This window comes from Herbaspirillum sp. Her3 (assembly GCF_057961275.1).
Genome location: NZ_CM176328.1, coordinates 4218664 through 4235548, shown reverse-complemented (window position 1 = coordinate 4235548; position 16885 = coordinate 4218664). Strand labels below are relative to the sequence as shown.

10 protein-coding genes are annotated in these 16885 nt (G+C 67.1%); all 10 read left to right on the top strand.

The window, feature by feature from the left end:
• Positions 1-3 precede the first annotated feature (3 nt).
• The 10 genes from bcsB to ACVC5H_RS19305 all read left to right on the top strand — a co-directional run bounded on the left by bcsB (position 4) and on the right by ACVC5H_RS19305 (position 16544).
• Entirely contained in the window at positions 4-2265 is a 2262-nt protein-coding gene (gene bcsB / locus ACVC5H_RS19350) for a cellulose biosynthesis cyclic di-GMP-binding regulatory protein BcsB (protein ID WP_489619385.1), read from the top strand.
• Between the two features lie 46 nt (positions 2266-2311).
• On the top strand, positions 2312-3487 hold the full coding sequence (gene bcsZ, locus ACVC5H_RS19345) for a cellulose synthase complex periplasmic endoglucanase BcsZ (RefSeq protein ID WP_489619384.1): 1176 nt from the start codon (positions 2312-2314) through the stop codon (positions 3485-3487).
• On the top strand, positions 3463-7485 hold the full coding sequence (locus tag ACVC5H_RS19340) for a cellulose synthase subunit BcsC-related outer membrane protein (RefSeq protein WP_489619383.1): 4023 nt from the start codon (positions 3463-3465) through the stop codon (positions 7483-7485). Before bcsZ ends, ACVC5H_RS19340 begins: the two co-directional genes overlap by 25 nt.
• Positions 7486-7528: 43 nt before the next feature.
• Entirely contained in the window at positions 7529-8197 is a 669-nt protein-coding gene (locus ACVC5H_RS19335; RefSeq protein ID WP_489619382.1) for an SGNH/GDSL hydrolase family protein, read from the top strand.
• Complete coding sequence (locus tag ACVC5H_RS19330; protein ID WP_489619381.1) at positions 8197-8865, top strand: alginate O-acetyltransferase AlgF; 669 nt, start codon at positions 8197-8199, stop codon at positions 8863-8865. The genes ACVC5H_RS19335 and ACVC5H_RS19330 overlap by 1 nt, the downstream gene beginning before the upstream one ends.
• A gap of 24 nt (positions 8866-8889) precedes the next feature.
• On the top strand, positions 8890-10308 hold the full coding sequence (locus tag ACVC5H_RS19325; RefSeq protein ID WP_489619380.1) for an MBOAT family O-acyltransferase: 1419 nt from the start codon (positions 8890-8892) through the stop codon (positions 10306-10308).
• A 7-nt stretch (positions 10309-10315) separates the two neighbouring features.
• Complete coding sequence (locus ACVC5H_RS19320) at positions 10316-11479, top strand: alginate O-acetyltransferase AlgX-related protein (protein ID WP_489619379.1); 1164 nt, start codon at positions 10316-10318, stop codon at positions 11477-11479.
• A gap of 202 nt (positions 11480-11681) precedes the next feature.
• Positions 11682-13019 (top strand): hypothetical protein, encoded by a 1338-nt coding sequence (locus tag ACVC5H_RS19315; protein WP_489619378.1) that lies wholly within the window; start codon positions 11682-11684, stop codon positions 13017-13019.
• Positions 13012-13731: a hypothetical protein gene (locus tag ACVC5H_RS19310; protein WP_489619377.1), complete on the top strand. Its 720-nt coding sequence runs from the start codon at positions 13012-13014 to the stop codon at positions 13729-13731. Before ACVC5H_RS19315 ends, ACVC5H_RS19310 begins: the two co-directional genes overlap by 8 nt.
• On the top strand, positions 13731-16544 hold the full coding sequence (locus ACVC5H_RS19305) for an ATP-binding protein (protein ID WP_489619376.1): 2814 nt from the start codon (positions 13731-13733) through the stop codon (positions 16542-16544). The genes ACVC5H_RS19310 and ACVC5H_RS19305 overlap by 1 nt, the downstream gene beginning before the upstream one ends.
• Positions 16545-16885 lie beyond the last annotated feature (341 nt).

Below are 16885 nucleotides of genomic sequence, written 5' to 3'. Positions count from 1 at the left end.
AATATGCCTTCTGAATTTCTGGCCACGCCTTTGCGTCGGCGTGCCATTTGCCTGACCATGCTCGGCGTGATCGGCGTGAGCAGCCTGCCCCTCCAGGCCCTGGCAGCCCCTGTGGCTGCCGCCGTCCCGGTCGCGGGTGACCCCTATGTGTTCAGTCTCAAGCAGCTGGGTCGCGGCTATCCGATCAATCTGCATGGTACCGACGCCACCGACAACGTGAGCTTCGACGTGCCGGTCAACCTGGTAGCCACCGGGGCCCAGGTCAATCTGCAATACACCTATTCGCCGGCACTGTTGCCGGACCTGTCGCAGATCAACGTCATGGTCAACGACGTGGTGGCCGGCAGCATTCCCTTGCCCAAGGAGGGCGCCGGGACGCTGCAGAGCGCCAAGGTCGAGATTCCGCCCAAGCTGATCACCGAATTCAACCGCCTCAGCCTGCAGTTCATCGGCCATTACACGATGAATTGCGAAGACCCTCTGCATTCCAGCCTGTGGGCGCGGGTCAGCAATGACTCCACGCTGAGCCTGCAGACTACCCAGCTGCCGCTCAAGGATGACCTGGCCCTGATGCCGATCCCCTTCTTCGACCGCCGCGATACGCGCATGCTGAGCCTGCCCTTCGTGTTTGCCGGCAACCCCGACAATGGCACGCTGGAAGCGGCGGGCACGCTGTCGTCCTGGTTTGGTGCCCTGGCCGCCTACCGTGGCGCGCGCTTCCCGGTGCAGATCAATGCCTTGCCGGCCAAGGGCAATGGCATCGTGCTGGCCAGTGGCGAAGGCCCGCTGCAGGTCGGCGACCTGCAGGTGGCGGCGGCCAAGGGACCGACCCTGACCGTCATGGCCAATCCCAATGATCCCAACGGCAAGCTGCTGGTGGTGTCGGGCCGCAATACTGCCGAGCTCAAGCGCGCTGCGGCCGCCATCGCCTTGGGCAGCAAGAGTCTCTCGGGCAGCAGCGCCGTGATCGACAACCTCTTGCCGCTGGTGCCGCGCAAGCCCTACGACGCGCCCAACTGGCTGCCCACGGACCGTCCGGTCAAACTGGCCGAGCTGATCGATCCCAAGCGCCTGAACGTGGCCGGCTACAACCCGGGTGAAATCAGCATTCCGCTCAATTTCCCTCCGGGTCTGTCGAACTGGCGCCAGGATGGCGTCAGGCTCAAGCTGTCCTATCGCTATACGCCGCAGCCGACTTCGCGCAACTCGTCATTCATCGTCAGTTTCAATGACGCCCTGATCAAGTCCGACGTCCTGCTGCCCAAGGACAAACTGGACAAGGGCCTGCTGGCCGCCATCAAGGATGAAAGCCTGACCCGCGAGATGGACGTGCGCCTGCCCCTCAATACGGCCGGAGTGCAATCGCGCCTGCAACTGCGCTTCATGTACGACTACGTGAAAGAGGGCCAGTGCCAGGACGTGATCATCGACAACGTGCGCGGCAGCATCGACCCCGAGTCCACCCTCGACCTGCGCGATTACGACCATTTCATGGCCATGCCCAATCTGGCAGTGTTCAAGGATGCCGGCTTCCCCTTCACGCGCATGGCTGACCTGTCGGAAACGGCCGTGGTCATGCCCGACGGCGCTACCGCAGCCGACGCCTCGGCCTATCTGTCGGTCCTGGGCCGCTTCGGCAGTGCCACCGGCTATCCCGCTACCGGCGTCTCGGTGATCCAGGCCGCACAGGTCGACAAGTTCGGCGACAAGGACCTGCTGGTGCTGGCCTCGGGCCAGGATCAACCGCTGCTCAAGCAGTGGGCCGAGCGTCTGCCCAGCCAGATCTCCGGAAACAAGCAGCGCTTCGACCTGGCCGACCTGGCGCTGCGCGTGCGCACCTGGTTCAACTCCGATGCGCCCGAGGCCCTGCGCCGTGCGCGCCTGTCCATGAGCTATAGCGGCAGTAGCACCACCTCCTATCTGAGCGGCTTCGAATCGCCCCTGCAGTCCGGGCGCAGCGTGGTGGTGATGGCCGGTGCCGATGGCGCCGGGTTGTCGCAGATCCTCGATGCCCTGGCCAGCAAGGATGCCGAGGCCGCCACCGTGCAGGGTAGCCTGGTGGCCGTGCATGGCACCACCATCGAGCCTTTGCTGGGCGAGGAAAATTATTTCGTGGGCAGCATGAATCCCTTGCGCTACCTGCGCTGGTGGCTCTCGCGCCATGTCTGGGGCATGTTCGTGCTGATCGCTGGCGGCATCCTGATGCTGGGCGGCCTGGCCTATCTGACCCTGCGTGCCAAGGCAAGAAAGCGGCTCAATGCTTGATCGCGGCATTTCCTGCGGACGGCGCCGGCTCCTGGCGGCCCTGGTCATGACGATGGCGTTCGGTACGACAGCCTTGCCGGCCGTGGCCGCGCCAGCGGCTGCGGCCAGGTGCGCGCCGGCCGACTGGCCGGCCTGGCAATCCTGGGCTGCACGCTACATCCAGCCGGACGGGCGGGTGCTGTATTCGAGCCTGCAAGCCAACCACACCACCTCCGAAGGGCAGTCCTACAACCTGCTGCTGGCGCTCATTGCCAATGATCCCGAGCGCTTCGACCAGGTGTGGAACTGGACCCGGAGCAACATGATGGGCGCCGAGGCCGTCAACCGCCTCCCCGGCTGGCTGTGGGGGCAGGGCGCCGATGGCAAGTGGCAATTGCAGGATGCCAATTCGGCCTCCGATGCCGATCTGTGGATCGCCTATGCGCTGCTGGAAGCGGGCCGGCTGTGGCATCGCCCGACCTATCGCAGCGATGCCCTGCGCCTGCTCGACAGCATCGAAGCCCGCCTGGTGGTGGAGCTGCCGGGCCTGGGCAAGATGGTGCTGCCGGGGCCGCTGGGCTTCAACCAGCGCAACCAGGTCTGGACCCTTAATCCGAGTTACCTGCCGCTACCCCTGTTGCGCCGCCTGCAGAAGGAACGGCCCAATGGCCCCTGGCAGCAGATCGCCACCAACACCGTGCGCATGATCCAGGCCACCAGTCCCATGGGCTTTGTTGCCGATTGGGTCGGCTACAAGATGACGGCCGTACAGACCGGCCAGTTCATGGTCGATCCGGCCAAGGGCGAGCTGGGCAGCTATGACGCCATCCGCGTCTACCTGTGGGCCGGCATGACGCCCGCGCGCGACCCCGAGGCGGCGCCGCTGCTGGCGGCGCTGGACGGCATGCGGCAAGTGATCGCGGCCACGGGTGCGCCCCCCGAGAAGGTGAAAGTCACCACCGGCGCCACCGAAGGCCAGGCGCCTTTCGGCTTTGGTGCGGCGCTGCTGCCGTATCTCCAGGCCAAGGGCGAAAGCGCACTGGCCGCGCAATGGCAAGCCCGCGCCACTCAGCAACTGGAAGGCGCACTGGCCCAGCCCAGTACGCAACCCGAAATCCTTTACTACAACGTCATGCTGGGCCTGTTCGGAACCGGATGGGCCGAGAAGCGATACCAGTTCCGCGATGACGGAACACTCAATCTGTCTTGGGAGAAGTCATGCGCACGCGCCGTACCACGTTAGCCCTCGGAGTGCTGGCCGCGCTGCTGGGTGCACCTGCCGCACCGGCCCTGGCCGCGCCCGAGGATATCCAGGCCCAGCTGGTGGAGCAGGGCCAGTACTGGCAGGCGCGCAACAACAACCAGCGCGCCGCCGAGGTCTGGCAGAAAGTGCTGCAGCTGGACCAGGCCCAGGTCAATGCCCTGTATGGCATGGGCCTGATCAGCGTGAAGCAGAACAAGCCGCAGCAGGCCAACGCCTATCTGCAACGCCTGCAAGCGATCTCGCCCGAGCCCTGGCAAGCCCGCCAGCTGATGCAGGACATCGCGCTGGCGCGTCCGGAAAACCAGGCCCTGCTGGCCGAAGCGCGGCGCCTGGCCGATGCCGGCGAGCGCGACCGCGCCACCGACACCTTCCGCAAGATGTTCAACGGCCTGACGCCCTCGGGCACCATCGGCCGCGAGTACTACAACAACCTCGCCTTCAGCGACGCCAGCTGGCCGGAAGCGCGCAAGGGCATGGAACGCCTGCTGCGGGAAACCCCGGGCGACACCATCCTGGCCCTGTTCTACGGCAAGCAGCTGGCACGCCACGAAGACAGCCGGGTCGAGGGCATCCGCGTACTCGCGCGCCTGACCAAGCAGGTCGACATCGCCGGCGACGCCGATGAAAGCTGGCGCCTGGCGCTGACCTGGCTGGGCCCGCCGAAACCGGCGCAGTTCCCGCTGTTCGAAGAATTCTTGAAGGCCCATCCGGACGACAAGGACATCCGCGACCTGCTGGCCAAGGGCCGTGCCCAGGTGCCCGGCGCGCAGCCGCCCACGGTGCTCTCGCGCGGTCTGCAGGCGCTCGAAAAGGGCGACCTGCAGGAAGCCGAAAAGGCCTTCCAGGAAGAGCTCCAGACCCATCCCGATGAGACCGATGCCTTGGGCGGCATGGGCGTGGTACGCCAGCAGCAGAACCGTCTGGCCGAAGCCGAACCCCTGCTCGCGCGCGCCGTGGCCAAGGGCGGCAACGGCTGGAAGAAGGCCCTCGACAGTGTGCGCTACTGGCTGCTGATCCAGCGTGCCCGCGAGCTGCAGGCGCGCGGCCAGACCGCGCCGGCGCAAGAGGCGCTGGCCCAGGCGCTGCGCCTGGACGCCAAGAATACCGACGGCCTGGTCGCCATCGCCGACATCGAAGCCACGGCCGGCCGCTTTGACGCCGCCACCGCACGTTATCGTCAGGTGCTGGCAGTGCAGCCGGGGCAACTGGGCGCCTTGCGTGGTCTCATCAACGTGCTCTCGCAAACCGGCCACGCCGAAGAAGCGCTGCGCCTGCTCGACCAGCTCACCCCGCAGCAGCAGGCCGAGTTCGGCGACCAGGGCCGCCTGCGCGCGCTGCGTGCGACCCAGCAGGCCAACCTGGCCGAGCAGCGCGGCGATCTCAATGCCGCGCTGGACGCCATGCGGGAAGCCGTGCGCAACGACCCCGACAACGTATGGACCACCTTCGACCTGGCACGCCTGTACGTCAAGGCCGGCCAGTCACGCCAGGCGCGCGTGACCATCGACGACTTCACCCGCGAGCATCGCGATAACGTCGATGCGCTCTACGCCAGCGCCTTGCTGTCCGTGGAGATGGAGCAATGGCAGGATGCCCTCGACACCCTGCGCCGCATTCCAGACGCACGCCGCACCGCCGCCATGACGGATCTGACACGTCAGGTCACGCTGACCATCCAGGTCGGCCATGCGGTCGAGCTGACCAAGACCGGCCAGCGCCAGGAAGCGCTGGCCCTGCTGGACCGCGTGCAACCCGAGGCTGCCGGCAGCGCCGAACGCACCGGCACGCTGGCTTCGGCCTATGTGGATGCGGGTGACACGCCGCGCGCCATGGCGCTGATGCAGCCGCTCATTGCACCACCGGCCCAGCCCACCATCGGTACCCGCCTGCAATATGCGGGCATCCTGCTCAAGGCCGGTGAAGATGCGCAGGTCTACAGCGTGCTCACGTCCTTGCAGAAGCAGAACATGGACGTGGCCACCCGCAAGCAATATGACGATCTGCGCTTCCAGTACCGCGTGCGCCAGGCCGAACGCCTGCGCGAGGGCGGCAACCTGGCGGCCGCCTACGATACGCTGGCCCCGGCACTGTCGCAGCGGCCCACCGACGTCGGCGCCATCTCGGCGCTGGCGCGCATGTTCAATGCGGCCGGCGACAATCTGCGCGCACTGGCGCTCTACAAGCCCCTGGCCGAGCGCAATCCGCGCGACGTCAACGTGCTGCTGGGCGCAGCCGACACCGCCATGCAGGCGCACGACAACGCTTACGCCGTTACCCTGCTGGAGCAGTTCGGCCAGCTCGACAGCAGCGACCCCACCACCCTGACCGAGGCCGCGCGCATCTATCGCGCCCTGGGCAAGGTAGGCGAAGCCACGGCCCTGCTGCGCAAGGCGGTGGCCATCGAAAATACCGCCCGCCAGCGCAGCCTGGCCGCGCAGGGCAATGGCTTCGATCCGGCCATCAATCCCTTCCGCACCCAGCGCCGCCTGCCGGGCAACGACGACCTGGCCGCCATTCCGCCGCCGGCCGAGACTCTGCTGCGTCCGGTGGCACTGGCGGCAGCACCGGCTGGGGCCGATGTCCTGCCAGCCCCGGCCACGTCCCGTGCAGCCGCCACGCCGGCAGCGCCTGCGGTGGCCTACGGCCAGGCGCTCGGTCCGGTGTTCAGCACGGCCACGCCCGCCTCGGCTACCAATGCACAGGCCGTCCAGCCCTTGCAGGCAGCCACCTCCGCAACAGCGTCCACAGCGCTGCCAGCTACCGCCACGGCCGCCCAGCGCGCCTTGCTGGCGCTGCAAGGGCAGGGTGCTCTGCCGGCCGACAATCTGAGCCCCGCCCAGCGTGCCCTCAACGACATCCTGCAGGCCCGCAGCGCCTACGTCACCCAAGGCGTGGTGGTGCGCACCAACTCGGGCGAATCGGGCCTGAGCCGCATCAACGATATCGAAGCCCCGCTGGAAGTGAACATGCCGGTCGGCAATGACCGCGTGGCCGTGCGCGTCACGCCGGTCTCGCTGGATGGCGGCACCATGAGCGACAACGCCGCCAGCCGCTTTGGCGGCGGCGGTTCCAGCGCCAGCGGCGTGGGCAAGCAAAGTGCCAGCGGCGTGGGCGTGGCAGTGGCCTATGAACGGCCGGATGATGGCGTCAAGGCCGACATCGGCACCACGCCAACCGGCTTCCGCTATGCCAACGTAGTCGGCGGCGTCAGTGTGGAGCAGCCCATCGCCGGCAGCAGTACCAACCGCTTCGGTGTGACCGTCTCGCGCCGCGCCGTCAACGACAGCATTACCTCCTTTGCCGGCAGCACCGACCCGCGCGCGGGCCTTTCCTGGGGCGGCGTGACCGCCAATGGCGCACGTGCCGAGATCAGTTCGGACGATGCGCAGACCGGCGTGTATGCCTATGGCTCCCTGCACAGCCTGATGGGCCACAACGTGGAATCCAACACGCGCATGGAAGTTGGCGGCGGTGCCTACCAGTATCTGGCCAACAGCAAGGACGAGAAGATGACGGCCGGGGTGTCGGCCACCGTCCTGAGCTACGCCAACAACCAGAACTTCTATACCTACGGCCACGGCGGCTACTTCAGCCCGCAGGCCTACCTGGGACTGGGCGTGCCGGTTACCTGGTCCCGGCGCAGCGACCGCTACACCTTCCAGCTCAAGGGCTCGGCGGGCGTGCAGTACTTCCGCCAGGATGGTGCGAATTACTTCCCCACCGATTCGGCGCTGCAGGCCGCCAGCGGCAACACCTATGGCGGGCAGACCAAGACCGGCCTGGGCTACAGCCTGGAAGGCAGCGGCGAATACCGCTTCGCCCCGCGCCTGTTCGTGGGCGGCACGCTGCGCCTGAACAATTCGAGCGACTTCCGCGAACTCAACGTCGCCATGTACTTGCGTTACACCCTGGAGGACATGCAGGGCAGCTTCCTGACCCTGCCGGTGAGCCCTTACCGTTCGCCTTACTCCAACTGACCTCCACCCGACTTGATCCTTATTTTTTGATAGAGAGATTGCCATGGCAGCTGCATCCATTCTCGCTGGTCTGAGTATCCTGGTTCTGGGCGAAAGCCACATGAGCCTGGCCGACCACCTCACCGAACCCCTGAACGCCAAGCTGGTCCAGATGGGCGCCAAGGTCCATTCCATTGGCGCCTGCGGCGCCAGCGCCGGCGACTGGCTGACCACCAAGAAGGTCGACTGCGGCGCCGAGCAGGTCAACAACGGCAAGCTGCAGATCAAGGGCCGCGACGCCACCACCACACCGGTGGCCGAGCTGATCGCCAAGGACAAGCCGGACCTGGTGGTGCTGGTCATCGGCGACACCATGGCCTCCTACGACAAGCCGGACTTCCCCAAGGCCTGGGCCTGGCAAAGCGTGACCAGCCTGACCAAGGCGATTGCCGCCACCGGCACCAAATGCGCCTGGGTCGGCCCGGCCTGGGGCAAGGCCGGCGGCATGTACCACAAGAACGATGCGCGCACCGAACTGATGTCGCGCTTCCTGGCCGCCAACGTGGCGCCCTGCACCTACATCGATTCGCTGGCCATGTCCAAGCCCGGCCAGTGGATCACCACCGATGGCCAGCACTTCACCGTGGCCGGCTACAAGTCCTGGGGCAGCGCCATCGGCGATGCACTGGGCAAGCTGCCGGCCTCCGCCGTGAGCGCCAAGGGAGGCAAGTAATGAGCGTGCTGCGCGCACTGGCCGCCACGGTCGCCCTGTTGGGCAGCGCCGGCGCGATGGCGGGCGACATCCCGCTCTATCCGACCGGACCGGCCGAGGATGCCGCCTTCATCCGCTTCATCAACGGCACCAGCGAGCCGCTGCAGGTGGTGGCGCAGAAGGGCCAGCCGCCGCTGAAGCTGGAGGCCGCCAAGCCGGTCTCGTCCTTCTTCCCGGTGCAGGCCAAGTCCACCATCAAGGGCACCCTGACGGTGGCCGGCAAGAGCCTGGAACTGGGCGTGCAGGCCAAGCCGGGCGAGTTCGCCACCGTGGTGGTGCTGCCCGACGCCAAGGGCATCCGCCAGGTCACCGTGCAGGACAATCCGGACGACTTCAATGGCCTGAAGGCCTCGCTGGCCTTCTTCAATCTCGACGCCTCCTGCGCGGCGGCGGCATTGCGTCCGGCCGGGCGCACTGCTGACCTGTTCAAGGGCGTGGCGCAAGGCGGATTGCAGCGTCGTTCGATCAATCCGGTCAAGCTCGCGGTGCAACTGGTCTGCGGCGGTGCCAACACCGGCCCGGTACTGGACCTGGGTGAACTCAAGGCCGGCGAACGCTACAGCGTCCTGCTGATGCCCTCGGCCAGCGGCCCGCGTCTGATGGCGGCCACCGACAAGCTGGCCAATTGATCGACTGCCTGACTGCACCCCGCCATGGTCTTTGCCTCGCTTGAGTTCCTGACGCTGTTTCTGCCGCTGTTCCTGCTGGTCTATGCCCTCGTGCCGCAACGCGCTCGCAATGGCGTGCTGCTGGCGGGCAGCTGGCTTTTCTATGGCTGGCTGAGCCCGCTGTTCCTGTCGCTGCACGTGGTGCTGACCATCGTGGCCTGGGTCGGCGGGCTGTTCGTCGACCGTGCGCGCCAGCAGGGCGGCCAGCGCCGCCCGGTGCTGCTGATCGCGCTGGTGGTCTTCAATACCGCCGTGCTGGTCTGGTACAAGTACGCCAACATCGTCGCCGCTACCGTCAGCGAGGTGATGCAGCATTACGGTGCCTTGCCGCTGGCCTGGCAGAAGGTGGCGCTGCCGGCAGGGCTGTCCTTCATCGTGCTGCAGGCGATCTCCTACCTGGTGGACGTGCATCGGCGCACGGTGGCGGTGGAGCGCAGCTTCATCAATTACGCCACTTACATCTCCATGTTCGGCCACTCGATTGCCGGCCCCATCATCCGTTATGACTGGGTGCAGCGCGAACTGACCCAGCGCTGGTTCAACCGCGAGAATTTCTCGCTGGGCGCGCGCCGCTTCATGGTCGGCATGGCCATGAAGGTGCTGGTGGCCGATACCCTCTCGCCGCTGGTGGATGCCGCCTTCCACCTGGGACAGCCCACTTTCGTGGATGCCTGGATCGGCTGCCTGGCCTATTCGATGCAGCTGTTCTTCGATTTCTCCGGCTACAGCGCCATGGCCATCGGCCTGGGCCTGATGCTGGGCTTCCACTTCCCGGAAAACTTCAACCATCCCTACCTGGCCGGCAGCATCCAAGATTTCTGGCGGCGCTGGCACATCTCGCTGTCCAGCTGGCTGCGCGACTATCTCTACATCGGCCTGGGCGGCAACCGCCATGGCGTGTGGAAGACCTATCGCAACCTGTTCCTGACCATGGCCATCGCCGGTCTCTGGCATGGCGGCGACAGCTGGAATTACCTGCTGTGGGGCTCGGCCCACGGGGTAGCGCTGTGCGTTGACCGCGCCTGGTCGCGCTCGTCGCTGCCCGCCATTCCCTCGTGGCTGGCCCATGCGCTGACGCTGCTGTTCGTGTGCCTGGCCTGGACCTTGTTCCGCGCGCCCGATTTCGCCACGGCCGCAGCCATGTATGCCGGCCAGTTCGGCCTGCATGGGCTGGGCCTGAGCGATGCCCTGGCCGTGATGCTGCGCCCGGTGCAGGCGCTGGCCGTGTTGCTGGGGCTGTTCTGGATCGTCGTGCCGCTGTGGCAGTCGGCGCTGGAAGCGCTCTGGGGCGAACGCACCCTGTATCTCTGCTTCGTGCGGGTGTGGCCCATTGCCGCCTTCCTGCTCTCCTTCGCCCTGATCGCCAGCCGCGAGACAGTGCCTTTCCTTTACTTCCAGTTCTGAATCCACGATGAGCACGCCTCCCGTTGCCGCTCCCCACACCCCCGCTGCCCCCAGCGCACTGGCGCGCCGTGCCAGCCGCTGGTCCGGCCTGGCGCTGGCCGCCGTGCTGGGCGCGGGATTGCTGTCCTGCGCCTGGCTGGTGCAAGGCGGCAAGGTCGAGTGGCTGCCCGCCAGCTGGACCCGCGACGACGCCCTGCATGGTGAGCTGACCCATCAACTGGCCAGGCAGCTTTCCAACGCCTGGCTGCCCGATGAGGCTGCCAGGCTGGAACGTGCCGGCAGCTGGCTGCTGCTGGGCGACACCGGCCCGCGCGTGCGCAGCGGCTGCCCCGGCTGGCTGTTCCTCGCCGAAGAATTGCAGGTCCATCCCCACGCCCAGGACAATGCCCAGGCCAAGCGCGCGGCGGTGCTGTCCATCCGTGCCGCGCTGGCCCGGCGCGGCATCCAGCTGCTGGTGGCGGTGGTGCCGGACAAGAGCCGCATTGCCGCCAGCGCCTTGTGTGGCCTGACGCGTCCGGCCGAATTGAATACCCGTGCCGCGCAGTGGGTGGCTGGTTTGCAGCAGGCCGGCGTGACCGCCATCGACCTGGCCCCCACGCTGGCACCGCTGGGCGCGGGCGCCTACCTGCATACCGATACCCACTGGAACGAGACCGGTGCCCGCGCGGCGGCTCAGGTGATTGCCGGGCGCGTCGCCGCTTCCGGCTTCCAGGCTATGCCCCGGCAGGCTTATACCGCCCAGCCCGGCCCGCTGGCGCGCCGTCCCGGCGACCTGGTACACCTGGCCGGGCTGGACTGGCTGCCGCTGCGCTGGCAACCGGCCCCGGAGAGCGTGGCCGCGACCGTCTTCACTGAAGTGCCCGCCGCAGGGCAGGGCGGGGCGGCCAAGGGTGGCGATGATCTGGATGACCTGCTGGGCGATAGCCAGTTGCCCAACGTGGCCTTGATCGGGACCTCCTTCTCGCGCAATTCCAACTTCGCCGGTTTCCTGCAGCAGGCGCTGGGCGCGAAGATCGGCAGCTTTGCCAGGGACGGCGGCAAGTTCTCCGGCAGCGCCCGCGAATACTTCGCCAATCCCGCCTTCACCCAGACCCCGCCCAAGCTGGTGATCTGGGAAATCCCCGAGCGCGACCTGCAGACGCCCTACGAACCCATCGCGCTGGCGCGTTGACACATCATTAAGCCAACGTTAATGCTGTTCTAAAGGGCATTAATGTTGCATTAATGCAATAAATCATTTCCTTTCCGGCCCGTTTTCCTGTGCGCCGGTGTCCGCTTTGCTGGAGGCCGCCCCCGGGGCCTGCTAAACTTGCCGGTCCGCCCACCGACCCGGGCAGGACCCAGGCCAGTGCCTGGACAACCTCCACGACAAATTGACAGAAGAATTCGACCCCGCTCCCCTTGCCGACGAGCATGAATCCGGCTCCTTCGAGAGCTACTTCCGCGATCCCGCGCAAGCCGCCGAAGCGCCCCTGGCCTGGGGCCTCGGCCAGCGGCTGGACGTGCTGGACGCGCTGCGCGGTCTGGTCTCCGGTGGCCAGGCGGCAGCGCGCCTGCGCATCTGGATGTTCCTCGAACTGGCGGCGCAGCCGCAGGGCCGTCTGCAGCGCGAAGACCTGAACCAGCTCTTCTATGCCTTGAAGCCCGAGGCCATGGAAGCCGCCCTGAAGCGCCTGCGCGACCTGGGCCTGCTGGTCTGGGACGCCACCGGCCAGGATTACCAGCTCTCGCCCATCGCCCAGCAGGTGCAAGCCCTGCTGGCGCCGCTCACGCGGGCCGTCGGCGAGGATGACGAGATGGCCGCGCTGCTGTCCCAGGTGGCCGGCGCGCAGGCGCTGGGCCTGTCCGACGCCAGCCAGATCCGTCACCTGCACGCCCAGCTGGCGCGCCTGCACGACCAGTTCGCCGACGCCATCGCCAGCGGTTCGGAAGCCCTGCTGCGCCAGGCTCAGCCGCGTTTCGAACGCGCCCTGAAACTGGTCAACCGCGCCGGTGAAGCGCTGACCGCATTGATCCGCAGCGAACACGCCGACGCCCGCCTGGAACGCGAAGCCCGCGCCCTCGGCAATGGCCAGGCGCGTCTGCTGACCATGGCCAGCCAGTTCACCCGCGCCCTGCAACAGGCCGACCGCCAGCGCGTCACGCTCGGCAGCACCGGCGTGACCAGCTCGGACGTGCGGCGCTGGCTGCAAGGGCATCCGGATTTGTCCGCATTGATGGGCGAGGCGCTGTCCATCGGTGTGAAGCCGGTCTTTGTCAGCGGACACGAATTGCTGGACGTGGCTGAAGGCGAATTCGAGCGCGACCGTCCCGATGCCCAGCGTTCGCAAGGCCTGCCGCCGCCGACCCAGGCGGTGGAAGGCAAGATCGAAGCCTTGCGCATGCCGGCCGAGCTGGGCGAGCTGATCGAACAACTGACCCGCCTGGGCGCCATGCCGGAAGGGGAAGAGGCCACGGCGCCGCAACCCCAGCCGCTGTCCTCGGTGGTGCTGGGCGGCAGCTTCGGCAAGGCCGCCTATCGCCTGCAATTGCTGCCGCTGCTGGGCGACCCGCAGGCCCGCACGCTGCAGGGACAGACCGGCGACCTGGCGCGCCTGCCGTGGCAAGCCGGCTTCCTGCCGCGTGTCCAACAACTCGATGACCCCGTGGTCGCCGCCATGAGCGCCGGGGCCGTCCATCCCGATCCATCTCCGGAAAGACCGCATGAGTGAGACCCTAGACGAGGCCGGCCTGTTGGCCGCCGAACTGCTGGCGCGCCGCTGGCTGCCCCGCAAGCACCCGCGCGTGCGCCGCGCCCTGGTCGATGCCGACCTGTGGCAAGCCCTGCAGGACCGCCTGACCCAGGTCGGCCTGCGCCTGGTGGACAACATCCACGCCGACCACATCAGCGTGGCCCTGGTGCGCCCGGCCGAGTCCGCCGTCTTCGGCGAGGCCGGCATGAATGCCAACAACAACCTCGACCTGCCGCGCGATGCGATTTCGCTGCTGGTGGTGCTGTGGGCGCTGATCGTGCTGCCCAAGCGCGAACGCCAGTCAGCCCGCGCCGCCGGTGACGAGGGCCAACAGCAGGACGAAATGTTCCAGACCGAAAAACCCATGCCCACCGCCGCCGAGGTCAGCCCGGTGGTGTCCTACCGTGCACTGCTGGCCGACTTCGGCAACCAGCTCGGCAAGAAGATGCGCATGGATGGCAACCTGCGCCGCCTGGAAGCCCATGGCTTCATCGTGCGCCGTGGCGATGACATCGCCGAAGGCCCCTTGCTGGACCTGCTGCTGGACTACGATGCGCTGGCCCCGCGCATCCTCGATGGCGCGCTGGGCGACGTGCTGTCCCGTGCCACCGCGCGTGACGACAGCGGCGCACCGCAAGAGGAGCCGGCCGAGGCCGAAGCCCCCTCCGAAACCGACGAGGGAGACGCCTGATGTTCCACCTGCAATCACTGGAACTGCTGCAGTGGGATTATTGCCAGCGCCTCACGCTCCCCCTGGACGGTTCCATCATCACCATCGCCGGCCCCAATGGTTCGGGCAAGACCACGCTGCTGGACGCCATGCGTACCCTGCTGGGCCTGGATTGCTCGGGCGGGCGCAGCTACAAGACCTACGCCCGTCACGCCAATGCCGACACCACCTGGCTGCGCGCCACCGTGGACAACCGCCCGCATGGCCGCCAGACCTCGACCCGTCCCTTCGCCCGCAACCTGCTCTATGCGGATCAGGTCACGCTGGCCTGCCGCATCGAGCGCAATGGTGGCGACTGGCAGCGCCGCTACTGCATGAGCGATGGCGACGTCGCCATCGAAACCCTGGCGCAATTGCCCGAGAAGGATTGGCTGGGCCTGGACCACTGGCGCAAGCGCCTCGAAGGCGCTGGCCTGTCGCGTGCAATCGCCCGCGTGCTGGCGCTGGAACAGGGCCAGACCGACCGCCTGTGCGAATTCTCGCCCAAGGAATTGCTGCGCCTGGTCTTTGAAGTCTTCGGCGACCAGGAAGTGCTGGACCGCTACGAAGAAGCCCGCCGCCATCAACGCGACCTGGCCGCCGAGGTCACCCTGGCCGAACAGGAACTGGCCTACAGCGAAGCACAACTGGCCCAGCTCGACAGCCGCGTGACGCTCTATCGCCAATACCAGGGCAAGCTGCGCGAACGCGAAACCCTGGCCACCGAAGTGATTCCGGTCTTGCGCTGGCATGAAGAGCGCCAGACGACGGCCACGCGCCTGCGCGAACTGCATCGCCAGCGCCTGCATCACAATCATCTGCGCCGCCAGCGCAGCAGCGACACCCTGCAGCTATCGGCCCTGCTGACACAGCAGCAAGCCGCCCGCGACAAGGTGGCCGCGCTGGAACGCGACAAGGCCGAGGCGCAGCAAGCCCAGCAAAAGGCACGCGACGCCGAGAAGCCGGTGGAAGAACTGGTCAAGCAGGCCGATGAACTGCTGGCGCTGTCGGCCGTGGAAGGCGACGCCACGCAATTGCTGGCGCGCGTGGACGAACTGGAGCAGCAGAAGAACACCCTGCACGACCGCTGGCGCGACCTGGAACAACAACGCAAGGACGCTAGCGGCGCGCTGGAGCGCCTGACCGGGCAGCACCAGGCACCGCGCCCGGGCGACGTACAGCAGTTCACGCGGGCGCTGCGCCAGGCGGGCATTGCGCATCACCTGCTGGCCGATGTGATCGAGATTGCGGACGACCAGTGGCGTGCCGCCGCCGAAGGCGTGCTGCGCGCCTCCTGCTGGGTAGTGGTACTGGACGATCCCAAGGATGAAGCCGCCGCCATGGCCCTGGCCGAGCGTGAGCGCTATCGCCATTACGTGGTGTCCGATGCCGCCACCGCCACCACGCAGCCACCGGCAGAGAGTCTCCTGGCGGTGCTGCGCTTCTCGGCCAAGGCACCGTCCTGGCTGCTGCGCCAGCTGGCACAGATCCGCCGCGTGGCCGACACCGCCGAAGGCGCGCGCAGCGGCGGCGAATGGATCACCCCGCAAGCCTACTGGCGCGATGGCCGGGGCGGGCGCAGCGTCTGGCGCGATCCGGGCGACTACCAGTTCGGTGCGGCTGCACTGGCGGCGCGTCAGGCCTCCATCCAGAAGCGTCTGGCCACGCTGGATGAGCAACTGACCGACGTCGTGCTCAAGCAAAGTGACATCAAGCGCCAGCTCGACGCCGCCAAGAAAGCCACCGAAGGCCACCTCGCCGCAGAGGCGCTGGCGAAGCGAAGTGAAGAATTCGAGCAGGCGCGGCGACAGTTGCCGGCCCTGCGCGAGGCGCGCGCCGCTGCAAGTGAACGCTGGAGCCAGTTGGACGCCCAACATGCCGAGGCCATCGAACAGCGCACCATCCTCGACGGCAAGCACGACGCCCTGCAACGCCGTCTGCGCGACAGCGAAGGCGACCTGGCCGGGCAGGAACGCGACTGGCGCTTGCGCCACGATGAGCAGCGTGCCCGTGCCCTGGCTTCGCGTGCGCAGAAGGGCCGCTTCCCGGCGCGCTGGATCGCCCCCGATGCGGTGCAGGCGCTCTACGAGAAATACAGCAACGCCAAGCAGGCCGAGCTGCGCATGGCCTCGGTTGAAAACGAACTGGAAACCGGCCAGTGGGAGAAAGACGGCACGGTCGAAGACAAGCACCTCATCATGCAGGGCACGGTGGGCAACCAGCGTAACGAACTGGACTCGCGCAAGATCAGCAATGCCCAGGCCGAGGAAGCCGTGGGCAACGCCCGCGAGCGCTACATCGACGTGCTGCGCGCCACGGTACGCCGCTATCGCAAGAACATCGTCGATCTGGGCGCATTGGCCGGGGTGGTGGTCAGCGCCGACCTGCCGCATCTCGACAATGACGACGCCATCCTGCGCCAGGCCGAACTGAAGGTCAGCTTCAACTTCGACGGCAAGGGCGAGATCGGGCTCAATGACGGCGAGGCGTCGGGTGGTCAGCAGGTCATCAAGTCGCTGATCCTGCTGGTGGGCTTGTTGAAGGACGACGACATGCCGGGCGGCTTCGTCTTCATCGACGAACCCTTTGCCCACCTGGACGTGCGCAACATCCAGCTGGTCGGCAACTTCCTCAAGTCCACCCGCGCGCAATACGTGCTGACCACACCGATCACGCACAACGTCGAAGTCTTCGAACCGGCCGATGTCACCCTGGTGACTTCGAAGAAACCGCGAGACGCCCGCTGGGCGCCACCCATCGGCGTGCTGCAGCGGCGCTTGCGGCTGGACGCCTGAGCGCAGGCCCGGGCCCGCACAGAGAAAGGACAGCAAGCCGGCCACGCGCCGGTTTGCTGCATGATGGAGCAGTGGAGCGAGCACCCTGCGCGACGTCGAGGCAGCATGTCTGCGCGCATTGCATGAATCTTGGCTGCCAGCAATTGATGGGCCGCGCATGCCCGTGCGCCGGGACAGGTAATCAATTCCTACACGGCTTGTAGCCGTTGTCTTGCATGGCTTCAAAGCCGAGTCACCTAGAATGTTCTTGACCGCGCGTCCAAGGGGACCGGTGACGCCGGATCGTTATGCCTATCACCATAGCGCCAGCCGGCCATCCCCATGTCACGATGAAGGTGGTG

Coding starts and splice junctions, on each gene's coding strand:
- bcsB (WP_489619385.1), top strand. CDS start 4: ATGCCTTCTGAATTTCTGGCCACGCCTTTGCGTCGGCGTGCCATTTGC.
- bcsZ (WP_489619384.1), top strand. CDS start 2,312: ATGACGATGGCGTTCGGTACGACAGCCTTGCCGGCCGTGGCCGCGCCA.
- ACVC5H_RS19340 (WP_489619383.1), top strand. CDS start 3,463: ATGCGCACGCGCCGTACCACGTTAGCCCTCGGAGTGCTGGCCGCGCTG.
- ACVC5H_RS19335 (WP_489619382.1), top strand. CDS start 7,529: ATGGCAGCTGCATCCATTCTCGCTGGTCTGAGTATCCTGGTTCTGGGC.
- ACVC5H_RS19330 (WP_489619381.1), top strand. CDS start 8,197: ATGAGCGTGCTGCGCGCACTGGCCGCCACGGTCGCCCTGTTGGGCAGC.
- ACVC5H_RS19325 (WP_489619380.1), top strand. CDS start 8,890: ATGGTCTTTGCCTCGCTTGAGTTCCTGACGCTGTTTCTGCCGCTGTTC.
- ACVC5H_RS19320 (WP_489619379.1), top strand. CDS start 10,316: ATGAGCACGCCTCCCGTTGCCGCTCCCCACACCCCCGCTGCCCCCAGC.
- ACVC5H_RS19310 (WP_489619377.1), top strand. CDS start 13,012: ATGAGTGAGACCCTAGACGAGGCCGGCCTGTTGGCCGCCGAACTGCTG.
- ACVC5H_RS19305 (WP_489619376.1), top strand. CDS start 13,731: ATGTTCCACCTGCAATCACTGGAACTGCTGCAGTGGGATTATTGCCAG.